The 18,569-nt window shown below is 72.1% G+C and carries 11 protein-coding genes; 4 read left to right on the forward strand and 7 right to left on the reverse strand.

The features are described 5' to 3' along the window. Positions 1 to 5: 5 nt before the first annotated feature. Together ACN28C_RS26625 and ACN28C_RS26630 are read right to left on the reverse strand one after the other, a co-directional pair. On the reverse strand, positions 6 to 1,583 hold the full coding sequence (locus ACN28C_RS26625; RefSeq protein WP_422770257.1) for a glycosyltransferase family 2 protein: 1,578 nt from the start codon (positions 1,581 to 1,583) through the stop codon (positions 6 to 8). Then, positions 1,580 to 3,280 (reverse strand): glycosyltransferase family 4 protein, encoded by a 1,701-nt coding sequence (locus ACN28C_RS26630; protein ID WP_422774817.1) that lies wholly within the window; start codon positions 3,278 to 3,280, stop codon positions 1,580 to 1,582. The genes ACN28C_RS26625 and ACN28C_RS26630 overlap by 4 nt, the downstream gene beginning before the upstream one ends. A gap of 324 nt (positions 3,281 to 3,604) precedes the next feature. Between ACN28C_RS26630 and ACN28C_RS26635 the strand changes: the two genes are divergently transcribed. Beyond that, entirely contained in the window at positions 3,605 to 4,756 is a 1,152-nt protein-coding gene (locus ACN28C_RS26635) for a hypothetical protein (protein WP_422770258.1), read from the forward strand. A 46-nt stretch (positions 4,757 to 4,802) separates the two neighbouring features. Here ACN28C_RS26635 and ACN28C_RS26640 read toward each other — a convergent pair whose 3' ends face one another. From ACN28C_RS26640 to ACN28C_RS26650, 3 genes are all read right to left on the reverse strand, one after another. After that, the gene (locus tag ACN28C_RS26640; RefSeq protein WP_422770259.1) at positions 4,803 to 6,059 is read right to left on the reverse strand and encodes a nucleotide sugar dehydrogenase; all 1,257 of its coding nucleotides are present in this window, start codon (positions 6,057 to 6,059) and stop codon (positions 4,803 to 4,805) included. Positions 6,060 to 6,225: 166 nt separating this feature from the next. Further along, the gene (locus tag ACN28C_RS26645; RefSeq protein WP_422770260.1) at positions 6,226 to 7,776 is read right to left on the reverse strand and encodes a glycosyltransferase family 4 protein; all 1,551 of its coding nucleotides are present in this window, start codon (positions 7,774 to 7,776) and stop codon (positions 6,226 to 6,228) included. 91 nt (positions 7,777 to 7,867) lie between these two features. Beyond that, on the reverse strand, positions 7,868 to 9,580 hold the full coding sequence (locus ACN28C_RS26650) for a glycosyltransferase (RefSeq protein ID WP_422770261.1): 1,713 nt from the start codon (positions 9,578 to 9,580) through the stop codon (positions 7,868 to 7,870). A gap of 425 nt (positions 9,581 to 10,005) precedes the next feature. On the opposite strand from ACN28C_RS26650, the gene wecB reads away from it, so the two are divergent. Continuing rightward, positions 10,006 to 11,094, forward strand: a complete 1,089-nt coding sequence (gene wecB / locus ACN28C_RS26655; RefSeq protein ID WP_422770262.1) for a non-hydrolyzing UDP-N-acetylglucosamine 2-epimerase — start codon at positions 10,006 to 10,008, stop codon at positions 11,092 to 11,094. 44 nt (positions 11,095 to 11,138) lie between these two features. Here the strand turns inward: wecB and ACN28C_RS26660 are convergent, their stop codons facing one another. Continuing rightward, on the reverse strand, positions 11,139 to 12,665 hold the full coding sequence (locus tag ACN28C_RS26660; RefSeq protein ID WP_422770263.1) for a N,N-dimethylformamidase beta subunit family domain-containing protein: 1,527 nt from the start codon (positions 12,663 to 12,665) through the stop codon (positions 11,139 to 11,141). A gap of 467 nt (positions 12,666 to 13,132) precedes the next feature. On the opposite strand from ACN28C_RS26660, the gene ACN28C_RS26665 reads away from it, so the two are divergent. Continuing rightward, positions 13,133 to 14,596 (forward strand): glycosyl transferase, encoded by a 1,464-nt coding sequence (locus ACN28C_RS26665; protein ID WP_422770264.1) that lies wholly within the window; start codon positions 13,133 to 13,135, stop codon positions 14,594 to 14,596. Continuing rightward, positions 14,593 to 16,776, forward strand: coding sequence for a glycosyltransferase family 1 protein (locus ACN28C_RS26670; RefSeq protein ID WP_422770265.1), 2,184 nt, complete (start codon positions 14,593 to 14,595; stop codon positions 16,774 to 16,776). Before ACN28C_RS26665 ends, ACN28C_RS26670 begins: the two co-directional genes overlap by 4 nt. 118 nt (positions 16,777 to 16,894) lie before the next feature. Here the strand turns inward: ACN28C_RS26670 and ACN28C_RS26675 are convergent, their stop codons facing one another. Next, positions 16,895 to 18,523, reverse strand: coding sequence for a glycosyltransferase family 4 protein (locus tag ACN28C_RS26675; protein WP_422770266.1), 1,629 nt, complete (start codon positions 18,521 to 18,523; stop codon positions 16,895 to 16,897). Positions 18,524 to 18,569 lie beyond the last annotated feature (46 nt).

Raw genomic sequence — 18,569 nt, forward strand, 5'->3', positions numbered from 1 at the left:
GCCTACTACTTTCCTCCCTGGGGCAGCCTGCGCCGCAGCCGGGCCAGGACCCGGCGGGGCGTGACAGGTGCGATGGCGATCACGAGTTGGCCTCGGTGACTCGTTGTCGGGGTGAGCACGAAGAACCGCATCCCCCGGCGGAGCATAAATCGTGACACGGCGGGCCGGGTCGGCGCCCGTAGCGCCGCGCTGCCGACCCCGCCGAAGGCGGTCAACTGGGAGCGTACGGGAAGCAGCGACCCGCCGGTCGTCGTGGCGCCGCCGAGCAGCAGACCCACCCGGAACTGGGCCCGGACCGTGCTGCCGGTGCCGTCCCGGCTGGTCTCCAACGTGGTGCCGGTGACGTCACCGGCGGTCATCCCGATCGGGCCGGAGGTCAACGACGCCAGGTCCCGCCGCGGGGTGCGGGCGGTGACGGTGAGCGCCCGTTCGCCGTCGGCGCAGGTCTCCCAGTCGACGGAGACCACCTCCAGCCGGGCGAGCCAGTCGGCGGCGGCACCGGAGACGTCGAACCAGTCGTCCGGCAGTTCCAGCCGAGGGTCCCGGAAGCCGGGGTAGCCGGCGTACCAGCGCTCCCCGTCCACGATTGTCGGCGGTACGCCCTGCTCGGCGTCCTGCCGGATGACCGCGAGCACGTCGTCGATGTCGCCCCGCCAGGCGGTGCCGATCCGCAACCGGGCCTCGATCGGCAGCTGGACCCGGATCCGGTCGGTGAGATAGCGCTCGGCGAGCTGCCGGACACCGGCCACCACCTGCTCCTGGACCGCCCGGTCCAGCTCCAGGAAGTCGTCCTCCAGCAGCCGGGCGACCTCCCAGGTGAAGTGCCGGACCAGGATCGCGTCGCGCCGTTCGCCGGGCGCGATCAGGCCGGCCACGAATTCCATGATCGATTCGACGCAGCGGAGCCGCTCGACGTGCCGGGACCGATAGGTGATGTTGCGGGCGTTGAGCCGGCGTACGGCGTGGTAGAAGTCGTAGTCCGCCAGCACCGAGATCCGCTTGGCCCGGAGGCACGCCTCCAGGGTGAAGGGCTGGTCGCTGCCGACCGGCATGTCCTCGGGGTAGCGGAGCTGATGGCGCTCGATCAACTCGCGCCGGAACAGCTTGGTGTTCGCCAGCGACCAGGGCAGCGCCGAGTCGAAGAGGTCGATCTCCGCCTCGTTGCGGGCGAAGACCGCCTGGTGGATGTTGCGGCTGTTCACCCCGACCGCCCTGCCGAGGACCACGTCGGAGTCGTACTCGTCGGCCGCCCGTACCAGCCGCTCCAGCGCCTCCGGACCCAGGTAGTCGTCGGCGCCGACGAAGAAGACGTACCGGCCGGTGACGTGTGCCAGGGCCCGGTTGCTCGGTACGGCCGGGCCGCCGGAGTTCTCCTGGTGGATCACCTTGACGGTCTCCGGGTAGAGCCGGGCGAAGCGGTCCAGCTCCCGCCCGCTGCCGTCGGTGGAGCCGTCGTCGACCGCGACGACCTCCAGCCGGTCCCGGCCGATGGTCTGCCGGACCAGCGAGTTCAGGCACCTGGTGAGGTAGGGCATGGTGTTGTAGACCGCCACCACCACGCTGACGTCGGGCTCCCGGGTCATCGTGCGCCGGCCTCCACCGGCCGCGAGCGTGCCGGGCCGGCAGGCGACTCCGGCCCGGGCGACTCCGCGACGGGCGACTCCGGAGCCGGCGCGTCCGGCGACGACTCCGCCTCGACCGGTTCGGTCGGCTCGGCCAGTAGCCGCCGGTACACCCCGGCCAGGACCTCGGCCTGGGCCTGCCAGGTCCAGGCCGCGAGCAGCTCTGGACGGTCGTACGCGGCCCGGTAACGCGCCGGGTCGGCGAGTACGGCCCGGACCGCCCGGACGTAGTCGTCGACCTCCTCGGCCCGGAACACCTCACCCTGGCCGGTGGAACGGACCGTCTCGGCCATCGTGCGCACGTCGCTGACGACCAGCGGCAGCCGGGCGTGCGAGTACTCGAAGAACTTCGTGATCAACGCGATCTCGTGGTTCGGCCAGTGCTGGATCGGGATCACCCCGGCATCGGCGCCGGCCAGGAAGGGCACCACCTGCCAGTGCGGCACGTACGGCAGCACGTGCAGCCGCTCCGCGACGCCGAGCGCGGCGGCCCGGGAGCGCAGCCCCTGGACGTACGGGCCGTCGGGCTTGTTGACCACCAGTGCAACGTGTACCCCGGTGAGCTGCGGCAAAGCCTCGATCATCGTGCCGAGGCCGCGCTTGGGTGCGGCCACCCCGCTGTAGACCAGCAGCGGCACCTCCGGTCCCAGGCCGCACCGGGCACGCAGCTCCGGCGCCGACTGATCGGCGTCAGCCGCCGCAGCGGCGTCACCGGCCGGAACGGCGTTACCCGCAGGAGCGGCGTCGTCGGCCGGGGCAGGCTCACCGGGCGCGGGCACGTCCGGCGCGTTGAGCACCACCGCCGGCAGTTCGGCCAGCCCGTGCTCCCGGCGCAGCATCTCGGCCAGGGTCGGTGAGACGGTGATGGCGGCGTCGGCGTACGGGACGAACTCCCGCTCGTGCGCCCGGTGTGCCGGCAGCCAGCGGGCGTTGTCCTGCCACGGCTGGACCCCGGGCAGGAACTCGTGGGCGTCCCAGACGAGCTTGACCTCCCGGCCCGCCACGGCGGCCCGGACCTTGGCACGGGCGCCGACGCCGATCATGCGGAAGTCGTGCGCGTGGATCAGGTCCGGCGCCAGCTCGTCGACGACCGGCCCGAAGGCCAGCTCGTAGTCCCAGAGTCCCGGCTCCAGCCGGCGCCACGCCCTGCCCCCCTGCACCGTCGACCAGAACCAGGTGTAGAGCCGGTCCCAGGGGCTGCGCAGCCGGCGGCCCTTGCGGGCCCGGGTCAGCATCCAGTAGCGCAGCGAGACCCAGCGCCGCAGCAGGTGCGCGGCACTCCGCTCGACCCGCAGCCGGCGGCGGCGCCGCTCCCGCGGGCGTCCGGCCAGGCCGGCCCGGGCGGCCAGGGTGAGTTCTGCCTCACGCTGCCGGATGTCGGTCTGCCAGGCCTTCACCCACTGGGCGCGGTGCGCGGCGATCCCGCTCGGCGGGTACGCCAGCGGCCAGCGTAGCCAGGCCCGCCGGAACTCGTGACGGCGCCGGGCCAGCGGATCCGGCATCGGCAGCAGTCGGACCTCGGCCGGGCCGAGCTGCCAGCGCTCCGCGCCGCCGTGCGGCGAGCGGCCGAGCAGGGTCACCTCCCAGCCGGCCTCGGCCGCCGAGCGGGCCACCTTCTGCACCCGGGAATCACCGTGCACGCCGTTGTCGACCAGCATCACCACGCGACCGCGCCGACCTCGCGTCACGGAGGTGCCGTCAGAACCCGTTCCGCCCATGCTCCGCCTCTTCCGGTCCTGCCGCGAACGCGGGCGAGTCTACGTCAACGCCCGCCGGAGCCCGGCGTCGTGTCACCGGCCGTCCCCACGTGCCCGGTATTGGTTGGTAGGCTTCGCGCGTCCTACCTGGATCACCCTGCGCCTCGTCCCAGGGCGGGGTCGTGCGGCCTTCAGGACATGGCAGCTCCGCTCGGCCCGGTCCCGGCGCCACGCACCGCTCACCACCAGCTCACCCCTATCGGTTCGGCCTGGACAGGGACGAAGTTGACGACCGTAACAGCAGAGGTCACACCGGCACACAGCAGCACACGAGGTGGTCGACTCCTGGCAGCGGCCAGGCATGCCGCTCCGGCACTCGCCGGCTACGCGGCGATCAAGGTGTTCGGCGTCCTGACCATCGTCGTTTGGGGCCTCGCGGTCGACCGGCAGCCGGCGCAACTCCTCGCCAAGGCCGACGGCGGGTGGTATCTGCGGATCGCCCAGCACGGCTACGACATGGGCGAACGGCTGCAGAGCGACATGGCGTTCTTTCCGCTCTATCCGGGCCTGATCGCAGCCCTCGACCCGCTCACCCCCCTCAGCCCCCGGGGTACCGCTCTCGTGATCGGCTGGCTCGCCTCGCTCGCGGCCGCCTGGGGCATCTTCGCGATCGGGGACCACCTCTTCGACCGGCGGACCGGTGTGCTGCTCGCCCTCGTCTGGGGTGCGCTGCCGCACGCGATCGTGCAGTCGATGGCGTACACGGAAGGGCTCTTCACCGCGTTCACGGCCTGGACGCTGCTCGCCCTGCTGCGTCGGCAGTGGCTCACCGCCGGGGTGCTCTGCCTGCTCGCCGGCCTCACCCGGCCGACCGCGACGGCCCTGATCGCGGTCGTCGGCCTCGCCGCCCTGATCGCGGCCGTCCGCCGCCGGGACGGCTGGCGCCCGATCGCCGCCATGCTGCTCGCCCCGGCCGGCTGGGCCGGCTACCTGGCCTGGGTCGGCTGGGTCACCGGGCGCCTGGACGGCTGGTTCCACATCCAGCGCGAGGGCTGGAACATGGCGTTCGACGCCGGCGCCAGCACCCTGGAGCGGGGCAGCAGCCTGCTGTTCGCCAACGCGTCGGCACTGGACTACTACGTGGTGACGCTGGTGATCGTGCTGGCGGTCATGCTGCTGGTGCTCTGCCTGCTCGACCGGCAGCCGTGGCAGCTCGTGCTCTTCAGCGCCCTGCTGCTGGCGAACACGGTGGCCGCCGCCGGTTATTACCACGCCAAGGCGCGGTTTCTGCTGCCCGCCTTTCCCCTGCTGCTGCCGGTGGCTGTCGCCCTGGCCAGGACGGGACGGGCGAAGGCCGGCACGATCGTGGCGACCCTCGTGCTCATCTCGGTCTACCTGGGCGGGTACCTGCTGGTCATCTGGACGCACTCGCCCTGATGGTCCGCTTCCTCGCCCTGATGGTCCGCTTCCGGACCGAGACGCCCTAGAGCCGGTAGGACTCCTCGCCGGTGGTCACGCCGCGGGTGTCGAAGAACCGCCGGGCCTGCCGGGCCAGCTTCTCCGCGTCGTACACGTGGTGGTTCTGCACCAGGATGGCGAGATCCGCCTCGGCCACGGCACTCTCCGCGTCCTCGACCCGCCGCACGTCGATGCCGGAGGCACTCCAGTTCGTCACGTACGGGTCGTGGTAGCTGAGCTTCGCGCCGAGTCCGGCGAGCAGCCGCGCCAGCGGTACGGCCGGCGACTCCCGCTGGTCGGCGATGTCGGGCTTGTAGGTCACGCCGAGCAGCAGGATGTTGGCGCCGTTGGTGGCCATGCCGGCGTCGTTGAGGATGTTCTGCGCCCGCCGCGCCACATAGCTCGGCATGGTCGCGTTGATCTCCTGCGCCAGCTCCACGAACCGGAACGGATAGCCGAGCCGCATCCGGACGTTGTGGCTGAGGTAGTTGGGGTCGATCGGGATGCAGTGCCCCCCGACTCCCGGACCCGGATAGAAGGGCTGGAACCCGAAGGGCTTGCTGCTGGCCGCCCTGATCACGTCCCACAGGTCGATGCCGAGTTCGTGGCAGAACCGGGCCATCTCGTTGACGAGTGCGATGTTGACGTGCCGGTAGGTGTTCTCCAGCAGCTTCGCCGTCTCCGCCTCGCGGGTCCCCTTGGTCCGCACGATGCGCTCGACGAACCGACCGTAGAACTCGGCGGCCCGTTCGGTGCAGGCCGGAGTGTGCCCGCCCACGACCTTCGGGGTGTTGCGGGGACCGAAGTCCTTGTTGCCCGGGTCGATCCGCTCCGGGGAGAAGGCGAGGTGGAAGTCGACCCCGGCCTTCAGCCCGGACTTCTCCAGGATCGGCCGGACGATCTCGTCGGTGGTGCCGGGATAGGTGGTCGACTCCAGGATCACCAGCATGCCGGGGCGGAGGTTGCGCGCCACCGCACCTGCTGCGGACTCGACCGCCGCCAGATCGGGCCCGCCGTCCTCGGCCAGCGGGGTCGGTACGCAGATCAGCGCGGTCGACGCCGTGGCGATCTCGGTCTCGTCGGTGGTGGCCCGGAAGCCCGCCGCCACCATCTCGGCGATGTCGGCGTCGGAGAGGTCATCGACGTGCGAGGCCCCGGCGTTGAGGCCGTCGACCACGCGCCGGCTGACGTCGAACCCGAGGACCGAGGCCCCGGAGCGCACCGCCTCCCGCGCCAGCGGAAGCCCCACGTAGCCAAGTCCCAGAATCACGACATCTGTCATTGCTCGTCCCTCACGCCGCGGTGGGTCTCCTGGACTCCGCCTGCACCGAATCCGCCTACAACAACCTGCGAATGCTATCCCACGACGCCGTCTGCCCCGAATTGCCACAATCCGGGGCGGACGGAGACCTCGGACACGCCAGTGCCCGGCCGCCGGGGATCGCCTGTCAACCCCGGGCCGGGGCGCGCTCCGGCAACAGCCGGCGGTAGAGCGCCGCCTGCACCTCCGCCTGCACCTCCCAGGTCCAGGCCGCCAGGTCGATGGACTCGTACGCCTTGCGGTACCGCTCGGGATCGGCGAGCACCGTCCGGGCCGCCCGCACGTAGCCCTCGACGTCGTCGACCCGGAAGACCTCGCCCTGGTCGTTCGCCCGGACCGTGGCCGCCATCGTCTCGACGTCGCTGACCAGGATCGGCAGCCGCGCGTGCGAGTACTCGAAGAACTTCGTGATGAGCTGGATCTCGTGGTTGAGCCAGTGGTGGATCGGGATGACCCCCGCCGTCGCCGAGGAGAGGAAGCCGACGACCTGGGAGTGCGCGACGTAGGGCAGGATGTGCAGCCGGTCCGCCGTGCCGAGCTTCGTGGCCCGCTCGATCAGGCTCTTGATGTAGGGGAGCTGCGGATCGTTGATGACGAACGCCACGTGCGCCTCGGGGAGGTGGGGCATCGCCTCCACCATCACGCCCATCCCCCGGTGGGCCGCCGCCGCTCCACTGTAGACGAAGAGCGGCGTGTCCGGCCCGAGCCCGCACGCGCTGCGGATGTCCGGGGCGTCCGCGTCCCACTCGACGTCGGCCGCGTTCGGCGTGTTCAGCACGACCGACGGCAACTCCGGCAGCTTGTGGTCCCGCTTCAACAGCTCGGCGAGCTGGGTCGAGACCGTGATGACCGCGTCGGCGTACGGCGAGAACTCGTGCTCGTGCGCCATGTTCGCCGTCATCCACCGGGCGTTGTCCGACCTCGGCTTCACACCGGGAAGGTACTCGTGCACGTCCCAGATCAGCTTGATCGACCGGCCCTTGCTGCGGGCCCGGATCTTCGCGCGGGCACCGACGCCGAGCATCCGGAAGTCGTTGGCGTAGATGATGTCGGGCTTGAGCTGGTCGACGACGGGCCCGTAGGCGAGCTCGTAGTCCCAGAGCTGCGGCTCCAGGCGGCGCCACGACCGGTCACCCATCGCCCGCCGCCAGAACCACGTGTACGCCCGGTCCCACGGGCTGCGCAGCCGGTTGCGGTAACCGAGTCCCTTGGTGTGCTGCCAGTAGCGGAACGACACCCACTTCTTCACGACCTTGGCGGCCAGCGACTGGACCTGGAGCAGCCGTCGCCGCACAGCCTTCCCGGCGGAGGGCTCGGCGGTGGCCAGCAGCGCCCGCTTGATCGTCAGGTCGGCCTGCCACGCCCGGACCGCCTGGGCCCGGTGCGCGGCGATCCCGGTGGGCGGGTAGCCGAGCGGACCGAAGATCCAGCGGCGCCGGTATTCGTGACGCCGCTGCCGCAGCGGGCTGGGCATCCGGACGAGCTGGACCGTGGCCTCACCCAGTTGCCAGCTCTCCGGCCGGCCGTGCGGCGAACGGCCGAGCAGGATCACGTCCCAGCCGGCGTCGGCGGCCGAGCGGGCGGTCTTCTGCACCCGTGAGTCGCCGTTGACTCCATTGTCGACGAGTATCACGATGCGGGCGGGCGCCGTCGGCTCGTTCGTCCCCGTCGCGACCATTGGTTCTCTCCTCTTCATAGAGGTCGATCGCCCGCCGTGCGGACGGGACACGACCTCGTATGCCCACGCTGTGAAAGGTCGGGTTACCGCGCTATTTCCCGCCGCCGGGGCTGCCGCCCGCCGTCGCGACGGCCATACCGTACACGAGGTCGTCGAAGTGGTTCTTGACGATCTCCCAGTCCCAGGTGGCGATCGCGTGCTCCGCCGCGGCCTCGCCGGCCGAGCGCCACGCCTGCTCGGTGGCGGTCAGCGAACGGATCCGCTCGGCGGCCTCCTCCGGCGAGTCCACCACCCAGTCCGGCGGGAAGAGGCTGCGGGCGCTCGCCGGCCGGCCGGCGAAGAAGGGCCAGTCCCGGACCACCGGCACGGCCCCGCTGGCAGCCCCCTCCACCAGGGCGCAGTGGAAGCTCTCCCGGACCGAGCTGCTGACGACGACCCCGACCTCCCGGAACGCCTCCGGCATGTCCTCGGTCTGCCCCATCCGGACCACCGCGCCGGCCGCCTCCAGGTCGGCGATCTCGGCCAGCAGTTCGTCCCAGAACCGCCGGGCGTCCGGGCTGGCGTCCGCGTTGAGGTCATGGCCGTACAGGGCGAGCCGGTAGCGGTCGTCGTGGGCGCGCAGGTGGCGCAGGACGCGTACCGCCCAGCCCGGGTCCTTGGCGACCGCCTTGATCCCGACGACGCCGAGGGTGAACCGGGCCTCCGGGTTCTTCGGCCGGCGGTACGACCGCAGGTCCATCGCGTTGCTGATCACGTGCAGCCGGGTGCCGGCAGCGGCCATTCCCGGGACCGCGGCGACCGCGAGGTCGCGCAGGTGGTCGGAGACGAAGACGAGGTCGTCCACCCGGGAGAAGTCGACCAGGTGCGGCCAGTGCGCGAAGGCCTCGAAGCTGTGCAGCCGGACGATGACCCGGGTCGACCCCGGGTCCAGCAGCGAGAAGAGCACCGCCATCGCCGCGCACCAGTCGACGAAGACGACGTCGGCCCACTCCAGCTGCGGCCCGAGCCACTCCCGAACCCGGTCGCCGTAGCTGGAGCGCCCGGCCAGGATGTGCTCCATCATCGCCCGGCTGTTGTTGAGCAGCGGCACGTGCGTGCCGTCCTCCCCCGGGTCCAGGAAGCGCACCTCGACGTCCGGTCGCTGCTCGAAGTGCCGGCGGATGGCGTTGAGGAAGCCGTGGTTGCCGTAGGTGGCGATGAGCAGCCGCAGCGGGCGGTCGGTCGGGACCGGCCCCGGGGCGCCGCTGCGGCCCCTGGGCGCCGAGAGCGCCTGGACCGTGGCGCTTGCGTGCCACGGCGCGAGAAAGCCTGCCGGGTCGTCGGCGAGCGGCGACGTCATGCGGTCGAACTGGAGCCGCCGGTGGAACAACTGCCGGTGCACGGTCTGCACGGCGAGCACCGCCCCCCGGCGGTCCCCCTTGGCCAGCAGGCCGTCGGCGACCGCGAGCTCGGCGGAGACGGCGGCGGGCAGGCTCGGCGGAGTGCCGGCCTCCAGCTCGGCGCCCACCTGGCGCATCAGCAGGTCGGCCCGGAACCGGCGGTTCCGGATCCGGCGCAGCGCGGCGTCGGAGGTGCGGAGGGCCTGCTCCGTCCGGCCGGCGCGCAGCAGGCTGTCCTGGACGTGGCCGGCGAGCCTGCTGCGGGTCCCCTCGGGGATGCCGGGGCTGGCGAGCGCCACTCCCCAGAGCCCGGAGACGACGCGGGAGCGCAGGAGCGTCGGCGAGGTGGTCCAGCCGAGTCCGACCTTCGCCGAGCGTGCGACCGTCCGCCGGACCTTCCTGGCGACACCGCCGCCGGGACTCATCGCCGGGCCTCGGAAGGGTTCGCCCGTACCCACGGAGGATCGGAGATCATTGCGGCACGGCTCCCTGATGCTGGTGTTTCCCACGGCGATGCTGGCGTTTCCCACGGCGATCCCATGGCGGTGAGCGCGTCGCAGTCTGCCACAGCGGACGGAGCAGCGGCAAACACCAACGGACACCGGCTCAGGAACGGGCAGCGGCGGCACGGAGCAGGCGGAAACATGGCTTAGGAGCCGATATGCCGCCGTACCGGGCGGGGCTGGCGTACCCTGCGGCTTACCGGGGGACGTACCTGCCGGGTACCGGAGCACGCGGCGGCGGTGACTACACTCCGAGCGCCGACCGCACTCCACGCGCCGGCCGCGCCCGGGGCCCTCGCCCCGCCGGTCCGCCCGGCCCTTCCTCGACAAATTTGGAGATTCGCCACGTGAAGGTCGTAAGTATCGTCGGGGCCCGTCCCCAACTGGTGAAGCTGGCCCCGATGGCCGCCGCGTTCGCGGAGACCGCGCACCGGCACGTCATCGTGCACACCGGTCAGCACTACGACGCCGACCTCTCCGACGTGTTCTTCTCCGGGCTCGGCATCCCGCAGCCGGACGTCCACCTCGGCATCGGCTCCGGCACGCACGGCGAACAGACCGGGCGAACCCTCGCGGCGCTCGACCCGGTGCTCGCCGCCGAGAAGCCGGACTGGGTGCTCGTCTACGGTGACACCAACTCGACCCTCGCCGGCGCGCTCAGCGCGGTGAAGCAGCACCTGCCGGTGGCGCATCTGGAGGCCGGGCTGCGCTCCTTCAACCGGGCCATGCCGGAGGAGCACAACCGGGTGCTCACCGACCACGCGGCGGACCTGCTGCTCGCGCCGACCGAGGAGGCGATGCGGCACCTCGCGTCGGAAGGGCTGGCGGCCCGGGCCCGGATGGTCGGCGACGTGATGGTCGACGTCTGCCTCCGGGTCCGTGACTCGGTGCTGGCCGGGCAGCAGCCGCCGGGCGAGCTACCCGAGGGCATCGACGCCGGGGCGCCCTACCTGCTCGCCACGATGCACCGGGCCGAGAACACCGACGACGGCAAGCGGCTCGCAACCCTGGTGGAGGCGCTGGCCGCCCTGCCGGTGCCGGTGGCGCTGCTCGCCCATCCCAGGCTGGTGGCCCGGGCCGACGAGCACGGCGTCAAGCTGACCCAGGGCGCGATCCGGGTCGGCCGGCCGCTGCCCTACGCGGGCATGGTGCGCGCGGTGCTCGGCTCGGTCGGCGTGGTCACCGACTCGGGCGGACTGCAGAAGGAGGCCTACCTGCTCGGTCGCGCCTGCACCACACTCCGCCCGGAGACCGAGTGGTCGGAGACGCTCGACGGCGGCTGGAACGTGCTCGTCCCGGACCCGGGCGCGATGACGGCGGACGCCTGGGTGCGGACCGCCACCCGGGAAGCGCCCACCGCCGGGCGCACCGAGCCGTACGGCGACGGGCGCGCCGCCCGGCGCGTGGTGGAGGTCCTGGCCAGCACCCCGACCTGACCGTCTCCACCGGCACCTCCCACCGGCACCTCCCACCGGCACCGTCACGTCCACGGCGGTCGGCGCACGATGCGGTCGAGCAGGTTCCGGGTGGCAATCTGGATCTTCTGGTCGCGGTAGCCCTGCCGGTTGAGCCCGAGGGTCCAGTGCAGCGTGCCGGCGTCGAAGACCACGGCGCCGCGCGGGGTTTCGTACAGGTGGGTGTTCTGCTCGCGTAACGTGCCGTTGCGCAGCGGATACGGCGAGGCGGAGAGGATCGTGCCCTGCACCCCGGCCGGGGCCGGCATCGCCGGGTTGTAGCCGTCCGCCTCGCCACCGACCAGCCGGGGCAGTTCGGTGCCCTCGGTCACGTTGCAGCCGGCCCAGAACCAGTGGTCAGCGGCGCTCACCACCAGCGGCTTCGTGGCGGCGACGATGCCGTTGTACTGCACACCGAGCAACCCCTGCTCGGCATGCTCGTGGTGGCCGCCGATGTCCCGCCACCGCACGGTGGCGCCACGACCGCCGAGGCCGTGTAGCGGATCCGGTGTCGTCTTGTAGCAGGTGATGGTCCGATGCTCGCGCCCGTCGCTCGACGGATCCAGCCGGATCTGCCAGTACAGGTTGTTGGCGGCCAGGAAGGCCAGGCTCACGCCCCGCTCCACCGCCTCGCTCGCCCGGTGCCGCATCTGGGCCGACCAGTATTCGTCGTGCCCGCAGAAGACCAGGCCGTGGTAGCGCTTCGGATCGATCCGGCCGGCGTGCAGGTCCACCGTCGACGCGTACGTCACGTCGTAGCCGCGGCGCTCGACCCACTGCACGAAGTCGTGGTCGCGGTCGAACTGCTTCGGCCAGCCGCCCCCCGAGTAGGGGCGGTCGAACGACACCCGCACGGCGCGGTCGGCATAGCTGATCGGCCCGCCCGGCAGTGGGAAGCCGTAGTAGAGGCTCTTTCCCCGCCGCCCGTCCAACGGCCACTGGTTGTATGCCTGGTAGGTCGAGAAGGGCAGCACCACGCAGAGTTCCGCGATATGCCGGTCGTCGCGGACCACGAACGGCGTGCAGCTGCGACGGCCGCCGGCACCGGTGAAGACGGCGACATAGACGCCGGACATCCAGTCGGCCGGCACCGTCACCCGCCACGTGGCGGGCCAGTGGCACTCGATCACGCCGGTCAGCGGATCGGCCGGCGGCACCGGACGGACCCGGCCGGGCAGCGGTTCGCTGGTCTGCACGAGCCGGCCGCCCGTGCCGTCGTACCAGCCGAGCCGGTAGATCGAGATGGTGATGCTCTGTGGGGTGTCCACAGTGACGTGGAAATCGATCGGCTCTCCGGCGGCGGCGCTGGTCACCGAGGCGTACCCCTGGATCTGCGACCGCCCGTCGTCGGCGTCACCCAGACCGCCGCTGCCGGAACGCCAGGCCCGCGTGCCGGGGAGCCGGTTCTCGGCCCGCACCGCGTCGCCCCGGGCCACCAACGGCGGCGCCACCTTCGATGCCCGCGAACCCTGGCAGGCAGAGAGGGCGAGGACGCTTGCCGGCAGGCCCACCGCCAGCATGCCGAGCGCCGAACGCCGGGCGAGAGGCGACATCGATCTCCCATCTCGGGTGCTGTGGGAAGGCGGGACGGAGCCAGCGCCACCCGACGCCAGAACTGCGCGGCCCCGCATCGTAGCGACCTACCGGCGCCGGGCGCCGCCCCGGCGGTGCGGCACGACAGAAGGCCCAATCAAGGACTATCGCCGCAGACTCCGCGAAGGATGGATTTCCGCGTCGATCACCCCGTGCGGCAAGGAGCCGCCGAAGTCTGGCACAGCACCCGGAGGCACGACAAACCACGCGGGAGACGCATCATCGGGCCGGCGATGGACGGTGGTGAGAACCCACTAGACTCCGAACGGCCGGCCTCAGCCACCCGCCCTCTGGTCACGTGCCGGTCGTCCGCGCCCGCAGAGCGAACCTGGGAGTATCACCACGTGAAGGTCGTAACCGAGGCAGCCCACCAGGTGGTCCGGAGCCTCGAAGTCGTGATCGCGCAACCGGGCCGGGAAAGCGGACGATGACAATGCTCAGACACCTGGCAACCCCACTGACCGGCCGGCGCCGACGCCCCACCTCTGGCGGTGCCGGCACGGCGTCCACGGGCGAGCGTCCGCACGTCATCTACCTCGCCATCGGATTTCCACCGGCGGCCAAGAGCTGCGCGTACCGGATGCGGGAGACCGCCAACCAGTTCTGCCGGCTGGGCTGGGACGTCACGGTCGTCACCATCTGTCAGGAGGCGTGGGAGCGCGAGTTCGGCCTGGACCACACCCTCTCCGACGGGGTCGATCCGCGGGTCAAGGTGGTGGAGCTGCCGCTGGTCCGGGAGGACCTGGAAACGGACATCCGGAAGTTCTCGGAGGCCCGCACCCTCAACCCCCGGGGGTGGGTCACCGAGCTGCACCAGCGCAACCAGCGGAGCTTTCCCGAGGCCGTCTTCGGCGGCTGGCGCATGCCGCTCGAGGAGGGGCTGCTCAGGGTCCACCGGGAGCACCCGGCCGACCTGCTGCTGACCACGTGTGCGCCCTACGTCAACCTGGCGGCCACCTGGCGGCTCTGGGAGGAGCACCGTGTGCCGTACGCGGTCGACTTCCGCGACGGGTGGTCGGTGGACGTCATCGGCGGTGGTGAGGCGTTCACCCGGGACTCCGAGGCCGGCCAGTGGGAGGCACGGGTCCTCGCCGAGGCCCTCGCCATCTGGTGCGTCAACGACCCCATCGCCGGGTTCTACCGGGAGCGCTATCCGGAGCTCGCCGACCGGGTGCAGGTGGTACGCAACGGCTTCGACGAGGAGAGCATCCCGGAGCGGATCGGCCCGCCCGACCCCGGTCGCGGACTCACCTTCGGCTACCTCGGCTCGGTCAACTTCCCGCCGGCCTTCCTCGACTCGGTGCTGACCGGCTGGCGGCTCGCCCGGCAGCAGAGCGAGCTGCTGGCCCGCTCCCGCTTCGAGGTACGCGGGCACATCGGCGCCGGCGCCGCCCGGGAGGCCAACCGGCACATGGACCTGTTGAAGGCGGCGGCGCCGGACGGCGTGACGTTCGGCGGGCCGGTGCCCAAGGCCACCCTCGCCGAGACATACCGCAGTTGGGACGCGCTCGTCCTGATGCTCGTCGGCGGCCGGTACGTCACCTCCGGCAAGGTGTACGAGTTCATGGCGACGGGGCTCCCGGTCGTCTCCGCGCACAACGTCGACCACGACGCGAGCAAGGTGCTGGTCGGCCATCCGCTCTGGACGGGCGCGGTCGGTCTGGCGCCCCGGCAGCTCGCGAACTCCTTCCTCGAGGCGGCCCGGCTGGCGGTCGACAGCACCGAGCAGGACCGGGAGGCGGCCCGCGCCTTCGCGGCGCGCTTCACCCGGAGCGGTCAGCTCGTCCCGGCCGTCCGGCACCTCGCCGACCTCGTCCGCCCGGACGGCGCGGGCGCACAATCCGGGCAGGCCACGGACCGGCGGGTACTCGCGGGGGATGCCAGGTCATGACCAATGTGCTTCTGATCGCCGTCGCCCCTCCGCTGGAGCGGACGGTTCTCGTCGACGCGGTGCGGCGCATCCACGAGACCGGCGCCACCGTGCGGCTGGCCTGTTTCTTCGACGTGGAGCCACTCGCGCTCGACCCCGGCATCGCCGAGGTGCACTCGTTCGCCCCGAAGCAGAGTGAGGACGCGCGGTTCCGCCGCAAGGTGCAGCGCGCCCAGCAGGGCCGGCGCCCCTGGCTCTACGCCCGCCGGAGCGGCTGGATCCAGCGGTACGCACGGCAGGCGGACCTGCTGGTGGCGCTCGACCCCCGGGCGGTCAACACCGTCTGGGAACTCGCCCAGCGCAACAGCCGGGCCACCGCCGTCTCCGGCACGGCACCCGCGCTACGCGTGTTGACCAGGAGTTCCACGACCGGCAGCGGTGGGGCCTCGGCGCCCGGCGGCATCGGCCAGTTCGGACGGCGACTCAGGCTGACCACCCTGATCGGGGTACGCGGTGCCCGCCGGCTGGTCGTCGACACCGGCCGGAACACCCTGCTGAACGCGACCGGCACGCAGGTGATGCGGATGCCGGCGGGTGCCTGGCTGTGGAGCCGGGCGCTGCAGGCTCCACACATCCCCGACCGGCTCCGCAGCAAGGTGGCACTGCGGGTGCACACCAGCATGGTGCGGGCCGGCCGCTCGTCCATCGCGGCCAGCACCTCGGCTGCGGTGGTCACCCGGATGCGCGGCGCCGAGGCGCGAGCCGCGCTGCTTGCTGACGAGGCACTGGCCGAACTCGACCTCGGCCGGGTGCCGACCGGTCTGCGCGCTGCCGTCGCCGCCCAACTGGCGTACGCCGAGTCCCGGGTCGGGAAGGACCCGGGACGTGCGGTCGAATCCCTTCACCTGGCCTGGGAACTCCTCACCCACCGGGTGCTGCACCAGGACCGCCTCCAGTCTCCACTGGTCGCGGATCCCGCCGCCTTCCTCGGGCCGGTACGCGCCAGCGCGGTGGCCCGGCGGCTCTTCGCGCCCCGGGGCCGGGCGGCCGGGCCGGAGCCGGCACCCACCGGCAGGCCGCTGCGCCTGCTCCTCGCCGTCCCGGTGCTCGACGGGGACGCGGAAACTCTCCGCCGGCTCTGCGCGGAACTCGCCGGGGTCGAGGTACGCGTACTCGAGGTCAACGCCGGCCCGGAGGGCCCGAACGTCAGCCGGGACATCAAGCCGGTCATGGAGGAGATCCTCACCGGCACGTCCCCGTTCGGGGCGCGGATCGGGGAGTGGCTCCAACCGCACCTGGAGTGGGCCGACACCGTGCTGATCGACCGCTGCCGAGCGGCAGCGGCCCTCTGCACGCTGCAGGACCCCGGTACGACCCGGGTCGTGGTACGGCTGAACGGTCCGGAGATCTTCGAGGTCTGGCCGCACCTGGTGGACTTCTCCCGGGTCGACTCGGTGGTCCTGCCCTCGGCACACCTGCGGGATCTGGCCGGCACCGTGCTACCGCAGTTGACCGTTGCCGGAGCGCCGCGGCTCGACGTCATCGGCGTACCCCAGGATCTCCGCTCGTTCGACCGGCCGAAGCCGCCGGAGGCGCGGTTCACCGTGGGACTGGTCGGCTTCAACGCCGTGACGAAGGATCCGCGGTGGGCCGTCGAGGCCCTGCGTGAGCTGCGGAAGCGGGACGACCGCTACCGGCTGTCGATGATCGGTCCGGGCCTGAGTGCCAAGTTGAGCGCCGCCGCCAAGCAGTACAGCGACCGGCTCCGCCGCGACTTCGCCGAGTTCGAGGCGTCGGGGGCGATCGAACGGGCCGGCGACGACCTGGCGCAGGCGCTCACCGGGATGGGCGTGATCCTCGACTCCTCGGTCTACACGGGCTTTCCGGACGTACTCGTCGCGGGGGCTGCGAGCGGTGCCGTGCCGCTGACCCGGGACTGGCCCGCCTTCGCCGGCAAGTCGCAGGGGGCGGGGACGTTGTTGCCCGCCGAGTGGGTGGCGGCGACACCGGCGGAGGTGGCGGAGCGGGTGCTCGCCGCCACCGCCACCGAGGAGCGCTGGCGGAAGCTGGGCCGGGAGGCCGCCGCGCACGCCTACGCGAGTTGGGACTGGCCGATCGTCCGGGACGGCTACGGCCGACTGCTCGGGCTCGCCGTGGACGCCTCCGCCGGTCCGGGCCGGTCCGCGCCGCAGCGGAACTAGTCGGGCGGGTCTGGCGGACCGGACTCGGGACCGGATCCGCCAGACCGCCGGCTCCCGGTGGTGCCGGGAGCCGGCGGCTCAGCAGAGGTGCGGCGGACTCAGAGGTGCGGGAGGAAGCTCAGACCCGCTCTTCGACTCGTGCTCCGGGGGCGCTGGCAGCCGCGGGCGCAGGCTGCGCGGGGACCGGCGCCGGCCGGGAACGGCCGGGCAGGAGGGTGCCGTACAGCTCGTCGAGGATCTCCGCCTGTGCCTCCCAGGTCCATCCCGCCAGCAGCCCCGGATGGTCGTAGGCGGCCCGGTACCGCTCGGGATCTGCCAGCACGGCCCGCACCGCGCGCAGGTAGTCCTCCGCGTCCTCGGCCCGGAACACCTCGCCCTGGCCGGTCCGGCGTACCGTCTCCGCCATCGTCCGGACGTCGCTCACCACGATCGGCAACCGGGCGTGGGAGTATTCCAGGAACTTGGTGATCAGCGCCAGTTCGTGGTTGAGCTGGTGGTGGATCGGGATCACCCCGGCGTCGGCGGCGGAGAGGAAATCGGCCACCTGCCAGTGCTTCACGTACGGCAGCAGGTGGACGCGGTCGGCCACCCCCAACCGCGCGGCCCGAGCCCGCAGTTCCTCCGAGGGGGAGTTGTTCGCACTCGGCGAGAGCGTCACCAGCGCGACGTGCAGCTCGGGAATGGCCGGCAGGGTGTCGATCATGATTTCGATGCCCCGGGTCGGGTTTACCCCGCCGCAGTAGACCAGCAGCGGGGTCGCCGGATCCACCCCGCAGAGTTGCCGCAGGTCAGGTGCTGATGCCCCCGGTTCGGCGGCGGGCGGGGTCACGACCGGCGCGTTGAGCACCACGTGTGGCCGGGTCGGCAGCCGGTGGGTCTGCTGGAGCAGCTCGGCGAGGGTGTCGGAGACGGTGACCACGGCGTCGGCGTGGGAGATGTACTCCTCCACGTGCGCGACCTGCGCCGGTAGCCATCGCACGTTCTCCTCCCGGGGCATCACCCCGGCGACGAACTCGTGCGCGTCCCAGACCAGCTTGACCTGCCGGCCCTCGGCACGCGCCCGGCGGGCCGCCCGGACGCCGACCCCGAGCATGCGGAAGTCGTTGGCGTGGATCAGATCGGGCTTCAGCTCGTCGATGACGGTCCGGAAGGCCAGTTCGTACATCCAGAGTCCGGGATCCAGCCGCCGCCAGCTCCGCGGGCCGAGCACTTTCTGCCAGAAACCGATGGAGAGCCTCGTGATCAGCGTCTTCGGGTCCTGCTGGTTGCGGGTCAGCCGCTGCAGTTCACCGGCCCGGAACCGAGCCCAGCGCGCCAGGACCTTCGCGGACAACCGGAGCGGCAGTTGGAGCCCGTCGAGGACGGCCGCACGCAGCTTCCCGCCCCGGAGAGCCCGGGAAATCCGCCGCTCGTGCATGGCCGCCTGCCAGGCCGCGACCTTCTGAATCCGGTAACCGGCCTCGAAACCCGGCGGGTACGCCAGTGGCCGGCGCAACGATCGCCGGAACTGGGTGGGGTGCCGGCCGAGCGAGCGGCGTACCGGGACCAGCCGCACCTCGGCCGCGCCGATCTGCCAGCGCTCCACCGCGGAGTGCCCCAGCACGCCGACCAGGACGACGTCCCAGCCCGCCTCGGCGGCGGAACGCGCCGTCTTCTGTACCCGCGAGTCGCCGTGGACGCCGTTGTCGACAAGCATCACCACCCGGCCACGGCTCGGCGGCGTGGACGTGTTCGGCCCGGATGTCATCGGATGCCTGGTCCTTCCTGTCGTTCTTCGCGGAGACTGCCGAACC

Source organism: Plantactinospora sp. WMMC1484, assembly GCF_049315195.1.
Lineage (GTDB): Bacteria > Actinomycetota > Actinomycetes > Mycobacteriales > Micromonosporaceae > Plantactinospora.

Excerpts from the sequence above, each read along its gene's own strand:
- ACN28C_RS26660 (WP_422770263.1), bottom strand. The coding sequence starts at position 12,665 with ATGTCGCCTCTCGCCCGGCGTTCGGCGCTCGGCATGCTGGCGGTGGGC.
- ACN28C_RS26665 (WP_422770264.1), top strand. The coding sequence starts at position 13,133 with ATGACAATGCTCAGACACCTGGCAACCCCACTGACCGGCCGGCGCCGA.
- ACN28C_RS26640 (WP_422770259.1), bottom strand. The coding sequence starts at position 6,059 with ATGACAGATGTCGTGATTCTGGGACTTGGCTACGTGGGGCTTCCGCTG.
- ACN28C_RS26670 (WP_422770265.1), top strand. The coding sequence starts at position 14,593 with ATGACCAATGTGCTTCTGATCGCCGTCGCCCCTCCGCTGGAGCGGACG.
- ACN28C_RS26675 (WP_422770266.1), bottom strand. The coding sequence starts at position 18,523 with ATGACATCCGGGCCGAACACGTCCACGCCGCCGAGCCGTGGCCGGGTG.
- ACN28C_RS26630 (WP_422774817.1), bottom strand. The coding sequence starts at position 3,280 with ATGCTGGTCGACAACGGCGTGCACGGTGATTCCCGGGTGCAGAAGGTG.
- ACN28C_RS26650 (WP_422770261.1), bottom strand. The coding sequence starts at position 9,580 with ATGAGTCCCGGCGGCGGTGTCGCCAGGAAGGTCCGGCGGACGGTCGCA.
- ACN28C_RS26625 (WP_422770257.1), bottom strand. The coding sequence starts at position 1,583 with ATGACCCGGGAGCCCGACGTCAGCGTGGTGGTGGCGGTCTACAACACC.
- ACN28C_RS26645 (WP_422770260.1), bottom strand. The coding sequence starts at position 7,776 with ATGGTCGCGACGGGGACGAACGAGCCGACGGCGCCCGCCCGCATCGTG.